Source organism: Kitasatospora sp. NPDC101183 (assembly GCF_044767945.1).
Classification (GTDB): Bacteria; Actinomycetota; Actinomycetes; order Streptomycetales; family Streptomycetaceae; genus Kitasatospora.
Window position 1 is genome coordinate 24,925 of record NZ_JBIWOW010000013.1, and the last position, 18,990, is coordinate 43,914.

14 protein-coding genes and 1 pseudogene are annotated in these 18,990 nt (G+C 74.9%); 13 read left to right on the forward strand and 2 right to left on the reverse strand.

Going from position 1 to position 18,990, the window contains the following annotated elements; all coding sequences use genetic code 11:
* Positions 1–70 precede the first annotated feature (70 nt).
* The 8 genes and pseudogenes from ACIRRS_RS19365 to ACIRRS_RS19400 form a co-directional block, all read left to right on the forward strand.
* Positions 71–700 (forward strand): annotated as a pseudogene (locus ACIRRS_RS19365) (nucleotidyltransferase domain-containing protein); the annotation flags it as partial.
* Positions 701–903: 203 nt separating this feature from the next.
* Positions 904–1,428 carry a hypothetical protein gene (locus tag ACIRRS_RS19370; RefSeq protein WP_402972131.1) on the forward strand — a complete coding sequence of 175 codons (525 nt, stop codon included), beginning with the start codon at positions 904–906 and terminating at the stop codon, positions 1,426–1,428.
* A 476-nt stretch (positions 1,429–1,904) separates the two neighbouring features.
* Positions 1,905–2,780 carry an MHYT domain-containing protein gene (locus ACIRRS_RS19375; protein ID WP_402972132.1) on the forward strand — a complete coding sequence of 292 codons (876 nt, stop codon included), beginning with the start codon at positions 1,905–1,907 and terminating at the stop codon, positions 2,778–2,780.
* Between the two features lie 120 nt (positions 2,781–2,900).
* On the forward strand, positions 2,901–3,641 hold the full coding sequence (locus ACIRRS_RS19380; protein ID WP_402972134.1) for a response regulator transcription factor: 741 nt from the start codon (positions 2,901–2,903) through the stop codon (positions 3,639–3,641).
* A 50-nt stretch (positions 3,642–3,691) separates the two neighbouring features.
* Entirely contained in the window at positions 3,692–5,014 is a 1,323-nt protein-coding gene (locus ACIRRS_RS19385) for a GntR family transcriptional regulator (protein WP_402972136.1), read from the forward strand.
* Positions 5,015–5,093: 79 nt separating this feature from the next.
* Positions 5,094–5,753 (forward strand): TetR/AcrR family transcriptional regulator, encoded by a 660-nt coding sequence (locus ACIRRS_RS19390; RefSeq protein ID WP_402972138.1) that lies wholly within the window; start codon positions 5,094–5,096, stop codon positions 5,751–5,753.
* A 93-nt stretch (positions 5,754–5,846) separates the two neighbouring features.
* The gene (locus ACIRRS_RS19395; protein WP_402972140.1) at positions 5,847–6,044 is read left to right on the forward strand and encodes a DUF1918 domain-containing protein; all 198 of its coding nucleotides are present in this window, start codon (positions 5,847–5,849) and stop codon (positions 6,042–6,044) included.
* 47 nt (positions 6,045–6,091) lie between these two features.
* Positions 6,092–6,757 (forward strand): DedA family protein, encoded by a 666-nt coding sequence (locus ACIRRS_RS19400; protein ID WP_402972142.1) that lies wholly within the window; start codon positions 6,092–6,094, stop codon positions 6,755–6,757.
* Positions 6,758–6,764: 7 nt separating this feature from the next.
* On the opposite strand, the gene ACIRRS_RS19405 is transcribed toward ACIRRS_RS19400, so the two are convergent.
* Entirely contained in the window at positions 6,765–7,508 is a 744-nt protein-coding gene (locus tag ACIRRS_RS19405; protein ID WP_402972144.1) for a PIG-L deacetylase family protein, read from the reverse strand.
* Between the two features lie 181 nt (positions 7,509–7,689).
* Between ACIRRS_RS19405 and ACIRRS_RS19410 the strand changes: the two genes are divergently transcribed.
* The 4 genes from ACIRRS_RS19410 (at position 7,690) to ACIRRS_RS19425 (ending at position 15,165) form a co-directional block, all read left to right on the forward strand.
* Complete coding sequence (locus ACIRRS_RS19410; RefSeq protein ID WP_402972145.1) at positions 7,690–11,280, forward strand: protein kinase; 3,591 nt, start codon at positions 7,690–7,692, stop codon at positions 11,278–11,280.
* An 89-nt stretch (positions 11,281–11,369) separates the two neighbouring features.
* Positions 11,370–13,679, forward strand: a complete 2,310-nt coding sequence (locus ACIRRS_RS19415) for an NACHT domain-containing protein (protein WP_402972147.1) — start codon at positions 11,370–11,372, stop codon at positions 13,677–13,679.
* A 57-nt stretch (positions 13,680–13,736) separates the two neighbouring features.
* Entirely contained in the window at positions 13,737–14,756 is a 1,020-nt protein-coding gene (locus ACIRRS_RS19420) for an MDR family NADP-dependent oxidoreductase (protein WP_402972148.1), read from the forward strand.
* 16 nt (positions 14,757–14,772) lie between these two features.
* A complete protein-coding gene (locus ACIRRS_RS19425) occupies positions 14,773–15,165 on the forward strand; it encodes a MerR family transcriptional regulator (RefSeq protein ID WP_402972152.1) in 393 nt (130 codons plus the stop codon).
* Positions 15,166–15,173: 8 nt separating this feature from the next.
* Here ACIRRS_RS19425 and ACIRRS_RS19430 read toward each other — a convergent pair whose 3' ends face one another.
* A complete protein-coding gene (locus ACIRRS_RS19430; protein ID WP_402972510.1) occupies positions 15,174–16,406 on the reverse strand; it encodes a type III PLP-dependent enzyme in 1,233 nt (410 codons plus the stop codon).
* Positions 16,407–17,019: 613 nt separating this feature from the next.
* Between ACIRRS_RS19430 and ACIRRS_RS19435 the strand changes: the two genes are divergently transcribed.
* Complete coding sequence (locus ACIRRS_RS19435) at positions 17,020–18,966, forward strand: FUSC family protein (RefSeq protein WP_402972154.1); 1,947 nt, start codon at positions 17,020–17,022, stop codon at positions 18,964–18,966.
* The last annotated feature ends 24 nt before the right edge of the window (positions 18,967–18,990 follow it).

The window sequence follows — 18,990 nt, forward strand, 5'->3', positions numbered from 1 at the left end:
TCCCCTCGCTCGACCGAACGGTTCGCATGCTAGCGGCACTCACCGACGGCCCTGCCGGTAGGTTGGCCCGATGACCACTCCCCCGCCGCCCGGCGGTCTCGTGCTCGATCCGGCCGAGCTGGACGCACGCTGGGCGCACGCCTGGCACCCCGAGGAGGTCGCGCGGCGGCTGGACGGCGTCCGGGCGCCCTGGTGCGTCGCGGCGGGGTGGGCGCTGGACCTGTTCCGCGGCGGGCCGCCGCGGCCGCACGGGGACCTCGAAATCGCCGTCCCCGCCGGGGAGTTCGCGCAGATCCGGGAGCGCTTCCCGGAGTACGCGTTCGACGCGGCCGGGTCCGGGCGGGTCTGGCGGGAGCCGGGGCCGGAGGTGCTGGCGTACACCCACCAGACCTGGCTGCGCGAGCCCGCGAGCGGCCGCTACCTGCTCGACGTCTTCCGCGAGCCGCACGACGGCGGGACGTGGATCTGCCGCCGCGACGAGCGGCTCCGCCTGCCGTACGAGCGGATCGTCGAGCGGACGGCAGACGGAATCCCCTACCTCGCACCGGAGTTGGTGCTGCTCTTCAAGGCGAAGGCCCGACGCCCCAAGGACCGGGCGGACTTCGACGCCGTCCTCCCCCTGCTCGGCCCCGACCGCCGCGCGTCCCTCGCGGGCTGGCTGGACCTCGTGCACCCCGGGCACGTCTGGCTCGACCGCCTAGGGCCCGTCTTGTCGGTCAGCTCGGATCAGCGTGCGGCGTTGGGGTGCGTGCATCGCAAGGCGGAGGAGGGAGCCACTGCGGTGGGGGCACCTCCCAGCCGCCAGGCTGGGGGACATTGGCGACCGACGACAACGCGGCGAGGTGCGTGCCCCGGCGTCGCACGCCCGGGAGTGATCGGCAAGACGGGCCCTGAGGTGACGCCGTGGACATAGCAGCGGTGGCGATCGCGGTGACCGGCGTGGCGGGGACCCTCGGGGCCTCGCTGCTCACCCAGCGGGGCGCGGAGCGCACCAAGCGGCGGGAGTTGGAGCTCAGCCGGTCGTTCCAGGAGGCCCGCGAGGACCTCGCGCTGCGCCGCGAGTGCTACACCCGGCTGTACCGCGACGCCCGGCAGTTCGCGACGGCGATCACCCGGCACCTGCACGTCCTGCGCGAGCGCACGCCCGGGGAGGAGGACGTCCGGGCGCTGGAGGAGGCCAAGGACGCGCACCGCAACCACTGGTCCGAGGCGCTGATGGTCGCCCCCGACCGCGTGATCGCGCCGGGCGACACCGCGAACCGGGCGCTCACCCGGGTGTACGCGATGGTCAAGCGCCTGGAGCAGGGCGAGGCCCGGCCCGGGGAGACCCTGGAATCCGCCGCCGAGGCGCAGCAGGGCCTCTGGGACCCGATCAAGGCCCTGCGGCACGCGATGCGCCAGGACTTGGGCGTGGGCGGGGAGTTCTGAGCGCCGCAGCCTGAGGCGATGGAAGATCGGGAAGAGCGCGAGGAGTTCGTCGGCGGCGTGAACCGGGTCGTCCGCGTGGGCGGCGTCGCCGGAGTGACGGGCCGAGCCTCCGGAAACCCGATCAGAAGAAAACGTGCCCCCACCCCGGCACACCCCCGCCGAATGGCGGGGAATCCCAGCCCGGAAACCCGGAACACCCGCCGTTCGACGGGGGTCCATCCCGCCGTTCCCCCTCGGGCGACGGCTGTTGAACCATCGGCCAGTAGTATGCTCACTCGGTCCACGAACGGCCTCCTGCACCATCGGGCCCACCGCGGACGAGCACTCGGCGATACCACTCCGACCCACCTCGGAATCCCATCCGGCCCCTCCCGAATGAACGTCGAGAAAATGTCTGGCATCCCAGCAGACGACTCCCGCTGAACCACCATTCGGCAATTCACCCCACAGCACCCGAGCAGGCAGTTCAGATACCCATGCACTCCCATACCGCGCACATCGACGGTTTCCACTACGGCTGGATCAATCCGGTCCTCTCCTACCTCGTCGCCTTCACCGGCGCCGCCCTCGGCCTGCGCTGCACCGTCCGCGCCCTGAGCCTGCCTCCGCGCCGGCGCCTGGGCTGGCTGCTGCTCGCCGCCGTCGAGTTCGGCTGCGGGATCTGGACGATGCACTTCCTCGCGATGATGGGCTTCGCGGTGACGGGCTCCGCGATCGTCTACAGCGTGCCCAAGACCCTGGCCAGCCTGGCGCTGGCGATCGTCGTCGTCGGCGCCGGCATCCTCTACGTCGGCTACCGGCCGCGTGGCTGGACCACCCTGCTGATCGGCGGGACGGCCACCGGCTGCGGCGTCGCGGCGATGCACTACCTCGGCATGGCCGCCATGCAGGTCCAGGGCCAGGTCTCCTACGACACGGTGATCGTGATCGCCTCGATCGGCATCGCGGTGTTCGCCGCGACGGCCGCGCTCTGGATGACCCTGAACGTGACGGGCTTCGTCGCGTCCATGATCGCCTCGCTGATCGCGGGCGTCGCCGTCACCGCGATGCACTACACCGGCATGGCCGCCGTCTCCGTGCGGCTGGACGCCGCGACCCACGGGGACGGCCTGCCCGCCTCGGAGTTCATCATCCCGCTGGCCGTCGCCATCATGGTCGTCATCTCCGTCGGCGGCTTCGTCCTGACGCTCTCCCCCAACGACACCCTCACCCAGGCCGGCGTCTTCGCCCCGGCGAAGGCCCGTACGACCGCCGGTGCGACGGCCGGTGCGACGGCCGCCACGACCGCCGCCCGTGCGGCCTCCCGCACCGGCACGCACACCGGTCCCCGCACTGGCCCCGCCGAGCGATAACCCGGTTTCGGCCCGCCCCCCGCGGCGCCCCGCCTACAGTGCTGACACCTCGGTGCGGCACTCCGGCGCGGCGCCGCCCTTTTTTGTGCCAACGCCTCCCTCAGGCAAGGAAGTTGCAGCATGCTCGGACACCCACCGGCGTACGGACCGGGTGCGGGTGCGGCCCCCGCCCGTCGCCTCACCGTGCTCGTGGTCGAGGACGACCCGTTCGTCCGCACCGCCCTCATCCGCCACCTCACCGACACCGGCCACGCCGTGCGCAGCGTGGGCACCGCCCTGGAGGCGCTGCGCGAGGTCTCCCAGGTCGGCTGCGACCTGGTGATCCTCGACCTGGGCCTGCCCGACCTGGACGGCGGGGAGGCGCTCAAGATGATCCGCGGCCTCACGAACGTGCCGGTGATCATCTCCACGGCCCGCGACGACGAGACGGGGATCGTCCGGCTGCTCAACGACGGCGCCGACGACTACCTGGTCAAGCCCTTCTCGGTCGAGCACCTCGACGCCCGGATCGCCGCCCTGCTGCGCCGCCTCGGCGCGGGCGCGTCCACGGCCTCCCCGGTGCTGCGCGTGGGCGCGCTGGCGGTGGACGTGCAGCGCCGCGAGGCCGCGCTCCGGGACGCGCCGCTGGACCTCACCCGCCGGGAGTTCGACCTGCTCGCCTTCCTGGCGCGCCGCCCCGGGGTGGTGATCACCCGCAAGGAGATCCTCGCCGAGGTGTGGCACCACACCTACGGCAGCGACCAGACCATCGACGTCCACCTGTCCTGGCTGCGCCGCAAGCTCGGCGAGACGGCCTCCAGCCCCCGCTACCTCCACACCGTCCGGGGCGTGGGCTTCCGGCTGGAGGCCCCCCGGCCGTGAGCTCCCCGACCGCTACCCCCCACTCCTCCGACGGGAGGACAATGATCCACATGGAGAACGTCGAAGGGGCCGAGAAGGAGGCCGAGCGGATCGCGCGCGTCCTGCGGGCACAGATCGCCGAGGGCGCCCGCCCGTGCGGCGCCGCGCTCACCGAGCGGGCCGTCGCCGAGGAGCTGGGCGTCAGCCGGATGCCCGTCCAGGAGGCGATCCGCCGGCTGACCCTGGAGGGACTGCTCGCCCCCGGCCCCCGCCGCTGCGCCGTGGTGCAGGGCCTCACCGACGCCGACCTCGCCCACCTCGACGAGGTCCGCCGCAGCTTCTACGGCCTGGCCGTGCGCCTGGCCGCCACCCGCCGCAGCGACGCGGACCTCGCCGAACTCGCGCCGCTGGCCGGGGCCGCCACCCGCGCCCTGGACGCGGGGGACCCGGAGGGCGCCCGGCAGCAGGCCCTCGCCTTCCGGGACGTCGTGGTGCGCGCCGCCGGCAACCCGCTGCTGGGCCAGGTGCTGGAGATCCTGCGCCGCCGCGGGGCCGCCTGGCGGCCCACGCCCGCCGAGATCGCGATCATGGCCGGCTCCAACGTGGAGCTGCTGGCCGCCGTCGAGGCCGGGGACGCCGAGCGCGCCGAAGCCGCCCTGAACGGCATGATGCGCCGCCGCTGGGAGGCCCGCCGCCGCCAGGTGCTCGGCGAGCTGAACCGCCCCGGCACCGCGCCGGCCGCCACCACCCGTACGGAGACGGTCGAGCACCGGGTGCCGCCGCCGCGGGGCGCCACCGAGCTGGCCGAGGTGACGGAGCTGCTGCGCCGCCAGATCGTCGACGGCACCCGGCCCGCCGGGGCGGAGCTGCGCGAGCGGGCGATCGCCGAGGAGTTCGGCACCAGCCGGATGCCGGTGCGCCAGGCCATCGGCGTGCTGGCGGCCGAGGGCCTGGTCTCCCCCGGGCAGGCCCGCGTCCCGGCCACCGTCTCGCTGCTGGAGGCCCGGGACGTCGCCCTGCTCGCCGAGGTCGACCGCGCGCTGGTCACCCTGGCCGTGCGGGCCGCCGCCCAGCGCTGGACGGACCCGGCGCTGGGCGAACTGGCCCGTCTCGTCGACGCCTCCACCGCCGCCGTGGCCGCCGGGCGCACCGCCGAGGCCCGTACCCACGTCCTCGCCTTCCGGGGCGAGGTCATCGCCACGGCGGGCAACCGGCTGCTGAGCCGCCTGGACGGCTTCGTGCGCAGCCGGGTGGAGCGGGTGCTGTTCCACCGGCCGGACTTCGAGGACCTCGTGCGCGAGCAGCGGGCCCTCTACCGGGCGATCGCCGCCCGCGACCCCGAGCTGGCCGAGGAGATCATCGCGCACAACCGCCGCCTCGCCGAGGTCGCCTGACGGCTCGTCAGACGATCCTGAACGGCGACCCTCCGTACGGGATTCGCCGCCGTCGCGGCCGATGGGGCAGAGTTGCGCCATGAGCGCGGACACCAGGACTCACCCCACCGGCAGACGCCGGCCGGTCCAGCAGCGCAGCCAGGAGCGGTACGGCCGGATCCTGGACGCCTGCGCCGGGCTGCTCGACGAGGTCGGGGCGGGTGCGCTCACCACCAAGGAGGTCGCCCTCCGCGCCCAGGTGCCGATCGGCACGCTGTACCAGTTCTTCGCGGGCAAGGAGGACCTGCTCGCCGCGCTCGCGGGCCGCAACCTCGACCTGTACCTCCAGCGCCTGGACGGCCGGCTGGCCACCGCCGCGCCCGTCGGCCCGGCCTCCTTCACCGACCTCGCGGTGGAGGAGTTCGTCGTCATGAAGCGCACCGTGCCGGGGTTCGGCCAGGTCGACTTCGGCCTCGCCGGGACGGCCGTTCCCTCCGGCGTCCGCGACGACCTGCACCTGCTGGACGCGGGGGTGGACAACAACACGGCCGTCGCGCTGCGCCTCCAGGCGCTCGGCGGCGAGCTGTTCACGGACGGGGACCCGGAGGCGCTGACCCTGGCGCTGAGGGTCGCGCTGGAGGCCGCCGACGCGGTGCTCAAGCTCGCCTTCCGGGGCGACCCGGAGGGCGATCCGGCGCTCATCGCCGAGTGCAAGCGGCTGGTGCGCAGCTACCTGGCGCAACGGCTCCCGACCCCCTGAGGGCGAGCCGTTGCGAGGGTGCTCCCGGCGCAGCACAGTGGATAGCGGAACCGCCCCCGTGCGGGCGCCCGTGACGACCTGAGGAGCACGACCATGCACGCAGCGGTAGGTGACCAGCTCCACATCCACAGCAGCCGGGTGGGCATGGTGGACCAGAAGGGCATCATCACCGAGGTGCGCGGCACCGACGGCGAACCGCCCTACGTCGTCCGTTTCGAGGACGGCCACGAGGGCCTGATCTACCCGGGCCCGGACTGCAACGTCGAACACGTCTCGCGAGCGGCCCGCTGACCCACCGCGCCGCCGAGGCCCCGGCCGCCGAAGGGCGGTGAGCCGGGATGTCCGCCCCCGCCACTCCCCTGCCCGGGGCGCTCGCCGGGCTCGCGCCACTGCTGGACCACTACGGGTACCTCGCGGTGGCGCTGCTCGTGCTGCTCGACAACTGCGGCGTCCCGGTGCCGGGTCAGACGATCCTGATCCTCGCCTCGGTCTACGCGGGCACCGGCCACCTGGACTTCGCGGGCGTGGTGCTGATCGCCTTCGGCGCCGCCGCGCTCGGCAACACCCTCGGCTTCGTGATCGGCCGCACCGGCGGGCGGGCCTTCGTCCACCGCTGGGGCCGCTACATGCTGATCACCCCCGAACGCCTGGGCCGCGCCGAGGGGTTCTTCGCCCGGCACGGCGGCAAGGTCGTCACCGTCGCCCGGTTCGTGGACGGGCTGCGCCAGACCAACGGGATCATCGCCGGGACGACGGGGATGTCCTGGGGGCGGTTCCTGCCGTTCAACCTGCTGGGCGCGGCGCTGTGGACGGGCGTGTGGGCGGGCTTCGGGTACGTGGCGGGCGCCAACATCGGCACGGTGTACCGGACGGCGCTGCGCTACCAGCTCTGGTTCGCCGTCGGGCTGGGGGTGCTGGTCGCGGCCTTCCTGCTGCGCCAGGTGCTGCGCTACCGGCGCCGGCGCCGCGAGGGCGGCGCCGACACCCCTGATCAGCAGGACTAGCCGGGGACTAGCCGAGCGGGAACACCTCGAAGGGCACGGCGAAGCGGGTGCCCAGGCGGCTGCCGGCGCCCCGGCCGAAGCCCTCCAGGAACTCGCGCGGCTCGGCCATCTGCCCGCCGAGCCCGGCCAGGTACGCCTTGTGCTCCTCCAGGGAGGCCACGCCGAGGTCGAAGGTGTCGGTGGTGTCCACGGCGTGCCGGGACTCGGGCGAGGCGGCCGCCCAGATCTGGCGCACGCCGTTCCACGGCTCGTGGCCCTCGTCGAGCAGCTCGCGGAACACCCAGCGGTTGCCCGCGTCCCGGACGGCGTCCAGGGTGGCGCGGCCGACGGCGATGTGGTCGGCCTGGTTGAGGAACACCCCGCCGTAGGTCTCGCGGAAGTTGCTGGTGATCACGACGTCCGGGCGGTGGCGGCGCACCGCGCGGGCGATGTCGCGGCGCAGCGGCAGCCCGTACTCGACGACGCCGTCACGGTGGCCGAGGAACTCGACGGTGTCGACGCCGACGACGCGGGCGGAGGCGATCTGCTCGGCCTCGCGCAGCGGGCCGCACTCCTCGGGGGCGAGGGAGTCGATCCCGGCCTCGCCGCTGGTGACCATCACGTAGACGACCTTCTTGCCCTGGGCCGTCCAGCGGGCGACGGCCGAGGCGCCGCCGTACTCCATGTCGTCGGGGTGGGCGACGACGGCCAGGGCGGTCTGCCAGTCCTCGTCGACGTGCTCGTAGGGCTCGGGGGCCTGTTCCGTCGTCATGCTGCTTCGTCCCTCTCGGTGCGGCTCTCACGATGGCGCCTCCAGCCAACCACGTGCGGTGGAACGCCGCTGCGGCCGGGCGGCCAGCGCGACCGGCCACATCTGGCCGGTCCCGTGACCTGGCCGTCCGTGCCCCGCCCGGCGCATCGTGGAGGCCGACAGGCGGGGAGGAGCGGGGCCGGTGGGCGAATCGTTGGTGCCGGGGGATCCGCGGCAGTTGGGGGGCTTCTACCTCGACGGCCGGCTGGGGTCGGGCGGTCAGGGCGTGGTGTACGAGGGCTACGACGCGAACGGGAGACGCGTCGCGGTCAAGGTGCTGCGCGCCGTGGACGAGGAGGACAGGGAGCGGCTGCGCCGGGAGATCACCGCCTGGCGCAAGGTGGAGCCGTACTGCACCACCCGGGTCCTGGACTCCGATCTGGACGGCGCCGTTCCGTACGTCGTCAGCGAGTACGTGGCCGGGCCGGACCTGCGCCGGGCCGTCCACGGCTCCGGCGCGTACGGGCCGGAGGAGCTGCGGCGGCTCGCCGTCAACCTGGCGGCGGCGCTGGTGGCGATCCACCGGGCCGGGGTGGTGCACCGGGACCTCAAGCCGGAGAACATCCTCCTCGGGCCGGACGGCCCCCGGGTGATCGACTTCGGGATCGCCCGCATCCTGGAGGGCACGGCCACCACCGGCCTGCCGATGGGCACCCTGCGCTACATGCCGCCCGAGCGCTACCGGGGCGACCCCGGCGACGGCCGGGTGGACGTGTGGGGCTGGGCGGCGGTCGTCCTGTTCGCCGCGACCGGACAGGACGCCTTCGACGGCCCCAGCCTCGGGGCCGTGGCGCACCAGGTCGCGACGCACGAGCCCGACACCTCCCGCCTGGAGCAGCCGCTGCGCTCGCTTGTGGCGGCCTCCCTGGCCAAGGACCCGCGGCTGCGGCCCAGCGCCGAGCAGCTGCTGCTGTCCCTGGTGGGGCGCGCCGACCTGGCGGCCGTGGTGGAGGGGGCCGGGCCCGCCGGGCCGCCGCGCGACGCGGCGCCCTCGCGGGCCGAGGTCGCGGAGGCGGCGTTCGCAGGCCTGGACGCGCAGGAGCGGCAGGCCGTGCCGTCGCTGCTGCTGCGGCTCGTGGCCCCGGGGGAACGCGCGGAGGACACGCTCCGCTTCGCGCACCGGGCGGAGTTCGGCGACGACCTCGTCCCCGCGCAGGTGGTGGACCGCGTGCTGGAGGTGTTCACCCGGGCGGGCGTGCTGGTCTGGGAGGAGGACAGGGCGACCTTGGCCACGGCCGCGCTGATCCGCGCCTGGCCCCGGCTGCGCGACTGGGCGGCGGGCGAGCGCGCCGGACTCGCCGTCCACCAGCGCCTCGCCGAGGCGGCGCGGACGTGGACGGGCCACGGGCGCAAGCGCAACGACCTGGTGCAGGGCACCCCGCTGGCGCAGGCCCAGGCCTGGGCGGCGACGGGGCGGCGCCACCTGGTGCTCAACGAGGCCGAGCGGGCGTTCCTGGAGGCCTGCGCGGCGCTGAGCCGCCGCCGGGGGCGGCTGCGGGTGGGTCTGAGCGCGCTGCTGGCGCTGCTGCTGGTGGTCGCGACGGGGGCGGCCGTGGTGGCGTTCCAGCAGCGGAACACGCTGGCCTCGCAGCGTGACCGCGCGACCTCGGCGCAGGTCGCCGGGGAGGCCGAGTCGCTGCGGACGAGCGACCCGCAGCTGGCCCGGCGTCTCTCGGTGGCGGCGGCCGGGCTGGCGGACACGCCGGAGTCCTGGTCGGCGCTGATGGCGACGGACCACCAGAGCGAGCAGGACGCCTTCCGGCTGCCCCCGTTCCAGGACAGGATCGCCGCCCTCGACGACTCGGGCCGCGTGTTCGCCGCCGCCGACGACAACCGGGTGAACGTGTGGGATCTGCACACGCACACCCGTACCGGTTCCTGGACGGCCCCGGCCACCGTCCACGAGATCGCCGTGTCCGCGGACGGGACGACCGCGGCCGTCCTGGCGAACGACGGCATCGCCCGTCTGCTCGACCTCTCCCACGGCGCCCCGGCCCTCCGGGCGGAGACCTTCACCGTCCCCGATCCGAGCCGCGAGTGGCAGCACCACCTCGCTCTCAGCCCGCACGGGACCTACCTCCTGACGGAGATCATCACGAAACCCGGTGCGCCGCACACGGACACCCTGGCCCTGTGGAACGCACGCACGGCAGGTCAACTCGGCGGCGTGTCCACGCCGGTCGACTCCTACTTCCTGCGCTTCGCCTCGTTCTCCGCCGACGAGAGGATCGTGTCCTTCCGCGAGCCGGGCGAGAACCAGCCGTTCCGGTGGGCCTCGCTCCCGGACATGAAACCGCTGCCGGTCCCGCAGACCGGGATCGTCGCCGCGGAGGTCCGCGGACCGATGGTGTTCAGCCCGGACGGGAACCTCGCGGCGGTCGTCGGCGGGCCGGACGAGATCGACGTGCTCAACCGCCCGGAGGGCACCGTCCAGAGGTTGAAGGGACGCCCGGGAATCCTCGACGCCCCGCTGTGGTTCAGCGCCGACGGGCACCACCTCACGCAGGCCGGCGCCATCTGGAAGGTCTGCACGACGGGCGCCATGAGGTGCGACCCCCGGACGACCCCCCTCGTGACGAGTCCGTCCACGGACAGCGACTGCGGCCCGAACTTCGCCTACCGCTTCGCCGACGACGACACCGCGCTGGTGTGCATCGGAGACGACCACGTCGTCCGTCTGCTCGGCGTCCGTGCCTACACCAGGCCTCCCGAGGCGACCAAGGCCTTCTACGCCGGCGACCGCGCGCAGACCAGCCAGGACCGCACGACCGTGGCCGTGCGCACCGACACCGGCTTCGACGTCTGGTCCCTGACCAAGCACGTCAAGTCGTTCGGCCTCACCGCGGAGGGGTGCGAGACCTCCGCGGCCTTCGGGCTCAGCGCCGACGGCCACCGGCTGGCCGCTCAGTGCGGTCGGCGGATCAACGTCTGGGACCTGGCCGCGGAGGGCCGTCCCCAGCTCGCCTCCCTCGGCTCGGCGGCCCCGCCCGAGAAGTCCGGCGCCGTCGACGTCGCCCTGGCCTTCTCCCCCGACGGCGCGTCACTGGCCGTCGAGGAGTCGTGGCCGGACGGAACCGAGTACCTCACCGCCCTGAGCTACTGGGACCTCTCCATCCAGCTCCTGCTGCACACGTCCCGGGAGAGGACCCAGTACCTCGGCGGCCACCCGAACATCCTCTTCCACCCCGACGGACGATCGGTCTTCACCGCTCTCGGGTCCGTCGCGTTCCCCTCGGGCGAGGCCATGGTCAAGGGCCCCGCGGACTTCCAACCGGACGCCGTCGGCGACGACGGCACCCTGTACGCCTCCCCCGACGGTGTCGTGCCCTACCTCCGTTCCTGGGACGCCCGCACTCTCCTGCCCAAGGACGGCCTGCACACCGGCACCGTCCTGCACGGGTTCGTCAGCCGCAGCACCGTCTCACCGGACGGCCGCCTCTTCGCCGCCGTCCAGGAGGTCGGCACCGGCCACTACCAGGTCCAGGTCTGGGACACCGTGAGCCGGACCCCGCTGGGCGTCGCGCTCACCGGCCCCACCCTGGAACCGGTGGCGATCGCCTTCTCGGCGGACGGCACGAGCCTCACCGCCATGGATCTGGAAGGTGCGTTCTTCACCTACCCGATCGCCCCCTCCCTCCTCGTCCACGACCTGTGCGACCGGGCGGGCCCCCTCACCCCCGAGGAGTGGAAGCACTACATCCCCGACATCCCCTACCGCCGCTCCTGCCCCTGACCGCCTTCCCCGCCCAGTTGCCACCCCGAACCGGCGGATGGCAGAGTCGGCCCCCGTTCAACCGATCATGTATCGATGCCAGCGGGGGCATGGTGACGGAACAACTGGGGTCTCTCGTACGGCGGTTGCGCCGGCGGGCGAAACTGACGCAGGAGCAGCTCGCCGCCGCCTCCCTGGTCAGTGTGCGCACCATCCGGCGCCTGGAGACGGGGGAGCGCTTCGACCACCGGATGGGCACGATCGGCCTGATCGCCGACGCGCTGGACGCCACCGACGAGGAGCGCGCCCTGCTGGCCGCCCTCGCGGCCGGGGAGCCGGCGCCGCCGAAGGCGGCGGAGCCCGCCGAGCCCGCGCCGCCCGGGGCGAGGCACCGCCCGCTCCCGCTGGAGGGCGCGCTCGCCGAGGCGGCGGGCAGCCTCGCCCGGGAGCTGCGCCACCGCTGGCAGGGCGAGGAGGACCAGCGGCGCATCCACGACCCGTTCCCGCTGCCCGTGCGCTGGCGCGAGGCCGCCGACGGGCTGCGCGACCGGCCGGAGAGCGTGCAGCGCCTCGGGCCCGGCGGCGTGCCCGCGCCGCTGGACCTCAGCGGGGACATCACGGGGATCGCCGCGCTCCACCGCGGCGTCCCCTCGCGCCGGCTGGTCATCGTCGGGCGGGCGGGCTCCGGGAAGTCCGTCCTCGCCGTCCGGCTGGTCCTCGACCTCCTGGCCGACCGCGCCGAGCAGATCCCGGTGGTCTTCCGGCTCAGCTCCTGGGACCCCGCGCACGTCGCGCTGACGGACTGGATGGAGGAGCAACTCCTCGCCGAGCACCCGGACCTGGCGCGGCGGGCGCCGGGGGAATCCCTCACCCTGGCCGCCGCGCTGATCCGCTCGGACGCGCTGCTGCCCGTCCTGGACGGCTTCGACGAGATCGGGGAGGGGCTGCGCGCCCGGGCCCTGGAGGCGCTCAACGACACGCTGCGCCCGCTCGTCCTGACCAGCCGCCGGGGCGAGCTGGCCGAGGCGATCGCCGCCGTCCACGCGCCCGTCCTGGGCGCCGCCGTCGTCGAGCTGGCCGACCTCACCCCGGAGGACCTGCTCGCCTACCTGCCCCGCACCGGGCGCGCCGAGGACTCGGCGGCCTGGGGCCCGCTGCTGAGCCGGGGCACCGGGGCCGCCGAACGGCTCGCCCGGGCGCTGAGCACGCCCCTGATGACCGCCCTCGCCCGGACGCTGTACGGCGACTCCCCCGGCCAGGACCCGGCCGAACTGCTCGACGAGGAGCGCTTCCCGACCGTGGAGGCCGTCGAGGAGCACCTGCTCGCCGGGTTCGTCCCGGCCCTCTACCGGCGCCGGGCCCCGGGCGCCGGGGAGCCGGCCGCGGGCTGGGACGCCGCCCGCACGCGGCGGTGGCTGGGCCTGCTGGCCCGTCACCTCGACCGCCCCGGCCGGGAGCGGACGGAGCTGGCCTGGTGGCGGCTGCCGGACCTGCTGCCGCGCTCGGCCCGGACCCTCGCCGTCGGCCTGGCCGCCTTCCTCTTCGTCACCGTCCCCGCCTGCACCCTCGGCCTGCTGTTCGACATGACCGCCACCGAGGTCCTCGTCCAGGGCCTGCTGGTCGGGCTGGCCGCCGGGGTCGCCTTCGCCGCCGCCTACGCCCTGACCCTGGCCGTCAACCACGGCGAGAGCTGGAAGCCGACGTACGCGCGCCTGCGCTGGCCCCGGGGCGGGCGGGGCGCGCGCGCCCGCTCGCCCCGCGCCGTCGCCGTCCACCTGGGCTCGCTGTTCCTGGGCTCCTTCGTGCTGGGCGCCGGGTGCGCCGTGGCCAGCTCGACCCAGTGGTTCCTCTTCGACCACCTCTCCCTCGCCAACCCCCGCATCCGGGACACGGCCGTCGCCAACATGACGCTGTTCGGCCTGACCTTCGCCACCGCCACCACGGCCGTGTTCGGGCTGCTGGCCGTGCTCGAATCCCCCATGGACACGGCCTCCGCCGCCTCCCCCGGCCGTCTGCTGGCCGCCAACCGCTCCACCGTCAGCCGCCAGGCCGCCCTGCTGTTCCCCCTGTTCGGCCTCGCCGTCACCGCCGGGGGCACCTGCTGGGTGCGGCTGCTCCAGGGCACCTTCGGCGCCTACGACTGGGGGCTGCAGCGGGCGCTGACCATCGGGGCCATCGGCAGCATCAGCGCCGTCCCCGCGTACGTCCTCGGGTTCACGGCCTGGGGGCAGTGGGTGCTGCTGGTGCGGATCTGGCTGCCGCTCACCGGCCGGCTGCCCTGGGACACCGCCGCCTTCCTGGACGACGCCTACCGGCGCGGCGCGCTGCGCCAGGCCGGGGCCGTCCACCAGTTCCGGCACCTGCGCCTCCAGCGGCACCTGGGCCGCGGGCTTGCCCCTGACGCACGGGTCAGGGGTTAGCGTCCGGGCACCGCGCGGCGGACAGCCCGCCGCCGGCCGCCCCGAAGGAGCACGCTCATGGCCCTGCCCCGCACCTCCCGTGTCGTCCGGCTGACCTCCCTGCCCGAGGGGCTGCCCGCCGCCTCGGACTTCACCGTCGCCGAGGAGCCGCTGGCGGCGCCCGGGCCCGGGGAGGTGCTGGTGCGCAACCGGGCGTTCCTGCTCTTCCCCGGCCTGCGGACGCTGATCGGCGGCGGGGGCCCGGGCGTGCCGCTGGCGCCGCTCGGGGTCGGGGACGCGCTGTTCGGCCCGGCGCTCGGCGAGGTGCTGGCCGCGCCGGAGGACGGGCCGCTGCGGCCGGGGGATCTGGTGACCCACCTGGGCGGCTTCCGGGAGGCCGTCGTCGGGGAGGCCGCGCAGTTCACCCCGGTGCCGGCCGGGTTCCCGCAGCCGCTCGCCCTGGTCTCGACCGCCTCCGCCGGGTACGGCGCGCTGACCCGCACCGCCGGGGTCCGCGAAGGGGACGTGGTGCTGGTGACGGCCGCCTCGGGCGCGGTCGGCTCGCTCGCCGGGCAGATCGCCCGGCTGCTGGGCGCCGGCCGGGTCATCGGCACCACCCGCTCGGAGGGGAAGGCGAAGCGCCTGGTCGAGGAACTCGGGTACGACGCCGTGCTGGTGGGCGGCGGGCGGCCCTTCGCCGAGCAGCTGGCCGAGGCGGCGCCCGAGGGCCTGGACGTGGTGCTGGACCTCGTCGGCGGCGAGCAGCTGGGCGCCGCCGTGGACGCCGCCCGCCGGGGCGCCCGCTTCGCGCTGGTCGGGGCGATCGCCGGGCAGCTCGACCCCGGGCTCCCGGGCGGCGGGGCGCCGGCCGTGCTGGACACCTTCCGGATCGGCACCCTGGGCCTGAGCCTGCGCGGGTTCACGATCCTGGACCACCCCGATCTGGAGGCCGAGTGGCGCGAGCGCCTGGCCGGCTGGCTGCGCGAGGGGCGGATCGTCTTCCCGTACACCTCCGTCGCGGGCATCGATCGGGCGCCCGAGGCGTTGAACACCCTGTTCACCGAGGGAGGGTTCGGGGCGACCGTCGTGGAGCTCTGACCGGGAGGGGGAGTCGATGCGGATCGGCGACGCGGCAGCGGCGGCGGGCACCACGCCCAGGGCGCTGCGCTTCTACGAACAGCGGGGGCTGCTGCCGCCACCGGTGCGCACCGCCTCGGGGCAGCGCGAGTACGGTCTCTCGGAGGTCGCCCGGGTGCGGGTGATCCGCGAACTGCTGGCCGTGGGGCTGACGGTGGACGACCTGGCCAGCCGGGTGCACCGGCTGGAAGGGCTGCTGGAGGACCCTCCGCGGCGCTGCTCGGGCGGCGCCGGGCCGGAGACCTTCGCCCCGGTGATCACCGCCCGCCTCGCCGCGCTGGACGGCGAGATCGCCCGGCTGACGGCCCTGAGGGAGCGGCTCGCCCGGCACGCCGCGACGGGGGGAGCGGCGGTGCCGGGCGAGGTCTGAGGGGGCGGTCAGCCGCCGTCGCGCGGCCCCGGGACGTGCGGGAGGCTCCCGCCGACGACGCTGTGGGGCAGCGGCTCGAAGCCGTTGAAGCCCCGGGTGGTGTAGGCGGTGGCGTACGCGCCGCAGGAGTGGATCCACACCGGGTCGCCGGAGGCGAGGGCGCGGGGCACCCGTACCCGGCCCTCCTCCTCGTCGAAGGCGTCGTCGCTGTCGCAGGTCGGGCCGGCGACGACGGCGTTGACGAACTGGCCGCCGGGGTGGGTCGGGAACTCCAGGCGGTACTGCAACTGGTCCATCTCGTACAGGCCGTTGAACTTGCCGCAGCTGAGGTAGAGCCAGTCCTCGCGGGTGCCGTCCAGCTGGTGGCGGGAGGTGAGCCGGGCGACGTGGGCGCGGATGGCGCCGTGGTCGGCGACGAGGTGACGGCCGGGCTCGACGAGGAACTCCAGCGGGACGGCGCTCACCGCGCTCAGCCGGGCCATGCCCTCGCGCAGCACGGCGAACATCTTGTCCAGCGGCGGCTCCAGGGCGCGGCCGTGCCGGTCGAGGACTCCGAGGGCGGGCAGGCCGCCGCCGAGGTTGATCCGGTCCGGGGTGATGCCGCGCCAGTTGAGGGCCTCCAGCACCTCCTCCAGGGAGTCGACGGCGGCCGTCCAGGCCTCGGCGGTCAGCTGCTGGGAGCCGACGTGCACGCTCAGGCCGGTGGGCTCCAGGCCCGCCGTGCGGGCGGCGTCCATGACGCGCAGCGCGTCCTCGGGCGAGCAGCCGAACTTGCGGCTCAGGCCCCACAGGGCGCCGTCCCCGGTGGTGGCGATGCGGCAGAACACCCGGGCGCCGGGCGCGTGTCGGGCGATCGCGGCGACGTCCTCCAGGCTGTCGGTGGCGAAGTCGCGCACCCCCAGCCGGTAGGCCTCGGCGATGTTCACGTCCGACTTGACGGTGTTGCCGTAGTGGATCAGCTCGGGCGGCACGCCGGTGCGCAGCGCCTGGTCGATCTCCTGCGGCCCGGCGGCGTCGAACCCGGCGCCGAGGGCGGCGAGGTGGGCGAGCACCTCGTCCAGCGGGCAGGCCTTCATGGCGAACCGGACGGCCACGCCCGGCAGTTCGGCGAGCAGGTCGGTGTACTGGCGGGCGATGCCGTCGAGGTCGTAGACGATCCGGTCCTCGGTGCTGGCGGTCAGCGCGGCGCGCAGGGCCGTGCGGTCGTGCCGCTCGGCGTCGGGCGCGACGGTGGTGTGCACGGCGACGTGGGCGGTCGGGGCCCGGTGGGTGGTCGTGGTGCTCAGATGGTTCAGAGGGTTCAGAGGGTTCTGGCGCGGCACGTGGTTGCTCCCTCCTCGGGGAGCACCCGCGGCGGGCGCTCCTTTCGCGGTGAGCCCTGGGCTCGGCATGGCCTGCACTCCATGGTTCGTAGTCGATGCAGCGCTTTCCTGGAACGCTGCCGCGGGTACGGCGAGCCCTCGGTGACCGCTCGGCGGCGCCGCCGGAATGGGGACCGCTCGCTGAAAGCCCGGTCCGCACACATTCCTTCTCGCCGTCGGCCCCGAGCGTCGACTGCCGACGCCTCAGGTGGCCAACTCGCCCGTCCGACAGGGCCTCTCACCTTGCCTCAGCACTCGCCGGACCACGCGCCTCCTACGTTGGACTAGACCAACTTATGGTGTCAACCCTTTCCCGCGGGTTACCGATTGGGAAATCTCCGCAGTTCCCGGGAGCCCTCATGGACCCTTTATGTTTCGGCGTCTGACATAACCAGGAATATGTTTCAACAATTGACATACGCGCGAGAAAACTGAACCGTAACCACACGTTCCGCCGTTGGCGCACCCGCCCTCCAGGGCGCACCGTGGATCTGTGCCACCGCCCCGAGCCCGCGCCCTCGCCCCGCCCAGCTGGCTGACCGCGGGCCTGCGGCCGCGCGCCGCGCCGATCCCCTGGGCGGCCGTCGCCCGGGCCTCCGTCGCCCTCTCCGTGCCACTGGCCGTGGGCACCGCCACCGGGCGGCCCGGCTACGGCGCGCTGGTGTCGATGGGCGCGCTGTCCGCCGTCATCGGGGACACCGCCGACGCGTACCGGATGCGGGTCTTCAACATCGCCGTCCCCCAACTGGTCGGCGCCGGCGGCCTGCTGCTCGGCACTCTGGTCCACGGCAGCGGCTGGACGGCCGTGGCCGCGCTGACCGGCGTCGCCCTCGTCTCCGGGATGATCTCCTCCATCGGCGCCGTCGCCTCCGTCTCCGGGCTGCTCCTGCTGCTCAACGCCGTCGTCGGCGCCGGGCTGCCGATGCCCCCGCCCTGGTGGCTGCCGCCCGCCCTGCTGCTGCTCGGCGGCCTCGGGGTCCTCGCCCTCACCCTGCTCGCCTGGCCGCTGCGCGGCGGGGTGCCCGAACGGGCGGAGGTGGCCGACACCTACCGGGCCGTCGCCGAGCTGCTGGAGGCCACCGGCACCGAGGAGTACGAGCCCCGGCGGCGGGCCCTCACCCAGTCCCTCGACCAGTCCTACGACCTGCTGCTGGCCCGCCGCGCCCGCCGCCACGGGCGCTCCCCCACCCTGGTGCGGCTGCTCGCGCAGCTCAACGCGCTGATCCCGGTGGTCGAGGCGGCCGCGGCCGTCCAGTACCGGCCGCCGGAGCTCGGCCGGCTGCCCGCCGCCTACCCGCAGGCCGTACGGCGGCTGGCCGAGGCCGTCGCGCGGGGGCGCGCCGGTCCGACGCCCGGGCCGGGCCTGCCCGAGGCCGTCGGGCCGTCCACGCTGGCGCTGGAGGAGGCGATCGGGCACGCGGCCTCCGTCGTCCGCGAGCCCGAGCCGGACCCGTACGCCACCGCCGACCGGCTCGGCCGGCCCGCCGCCGTCGAGGTCCGGGCCCGCCGGGCCGTGCGGGCGCTGCTGCTGTCCGGCGCGTCCTGGCGGTACGGGCTGCGGCTGGCGCTGTGCATCGGGATCGCGCAGGTCCTGGTGTCGGTGATCGCGGTGCCCCGCTCGTACTGGGTCTCGCTGACGGTGACCTTCGTGCTGAAGCCGGACTTCGGCTCGGTGTTCTCCCGCGCGGTGCTGCGCGCCCTCGGCACGGCGGCCGGGCTGCTGATCGCCGCGCCCGTCCTCGCGGAGGTGCCGCACGGCTGGTGGGACGTGCCGGTGATGGCCGTCCTCGCCACGCTGATCCCGGCGCTGTCCGCGAAGGGGTACGCGTTCCAGACCGCCGCCATCACCCCGGTGATCCTGCTGCTGTCCGACCTGCTCAACCACCAGGGCTTCCACCTGGTGCTGCCCCGGCTGTACGACTCGCTGATCGGCTGCGGGATCGCGCTGGTCGCCGGGTACCTGCTGTGGCCGGAGTCCTGGCACACCCGCATCGGGGACCGGCTCGCCGACGCCGTCCAGGACACCGCCGCGTACGTCGCGCTGGCCTTCACCGACGGGCCGGGCCGCGACGGGCCCGCCCGGGCCCGCTACCGGCGCCGCCTCTACCGGGACCTCGCCACCGTGCGCAGCGAGTTCCAGCGGGCGCTGACCGAGCCGCCGCCGGTGGGGGCCCGCGCGGAGGCCTGGTGGCCGCTGGTGATCGCGGTGGAGCGGATCGTGGACACCACCACGGCCACCCGCGTCCGGGTGGAGCACGGCGCCCCCGTCCCGACCCCGGCCGAGGTCGCGGCCGTCACCGCCGACCTGACGGCCCTCGCCACCGCCCTGCGCACCGGCGCGCCCCCGCCCGCCGGCCCGCCCACCCCGCTCCCGCCGGCCTGCGCCCTCGCGCCGCTCCACCACGAGGTGCACTCCGCCCACGCCATCGCGGCCGGCTGAGGGGCGGGGGCGGCCGGGGGCTCG

Coding starts and splice junctions, on each gene's coding strand:
- ACIRRS_RS19375 (WP_402972132.1), top strand. CDS start 1,905: ATGCACTCCCATACCGCGCACATCGACGGTTTCCACTACGGCTGGATC.
- ACIRRS_RS19380 (WP_402972134.1), top strand. CDS start 2,901: ATGCTCGGACACCCACCGGCGTACGGACCGGGTGCGGGTGCGGCCCCC.
- ACIRRS_RS19385 (WP_402972136.1), top strand. CDS start 3,692: ATGGAGAACGTCGAAGGGGCCGAGAAGGAGGCCGAGCGGATCGCGCGC.
- ACIRRS_RS19390 (WP_402972138.1), top strand. CDS start 5,094: ATGAGCGCGGACACCAGGACTCACCCCACCGGCAGACGCCGGCCGGTC.
- ACIRRS_RS19395 (WP_402972140.1), top strand. CDS start 5,847: ATGCACGCAGCGGTAGGTGACCAGCTCCACATCCACAGCAGCCGGGTG.
- ACIRRS_RS19400 (WP_402972142.1), top strand. CDS start 6,092: ATGTCCGCCCCCGCCACTCCCCTGCCCGGGGCGCTCGCCGGGCTCGCG.
- ACIRRS_RS19405 (WP_402972144.1), bottom strand. CDS start 7,508: ATGACGACGGAACAGGCCCCCGAGCCCTACGAGCACGTCGACGAGGAC.
- ACIRRS_RS19415 (WP_402972147.1), top strand. CDS start 11,370: ATGGTGACGGAACAACTGGGGTCTCTCGTACGGCGGTTGCGCCGGCGG.
- ACIRRS_RS19420 (WP_402972148.1), top strand. CDS start 13,737: ATGGCCCTGCCCCGCACCTCCCGTGTCGTCCGGCTGACCTCCCTGCCC.
- ACIRRS_RS19425 (WP_402972152.1), top strand. CDS start 14,773: ATGCGGATCGGCGACGCGGCAGCGGCGGCGGGCACCACGCCCAGGGCG.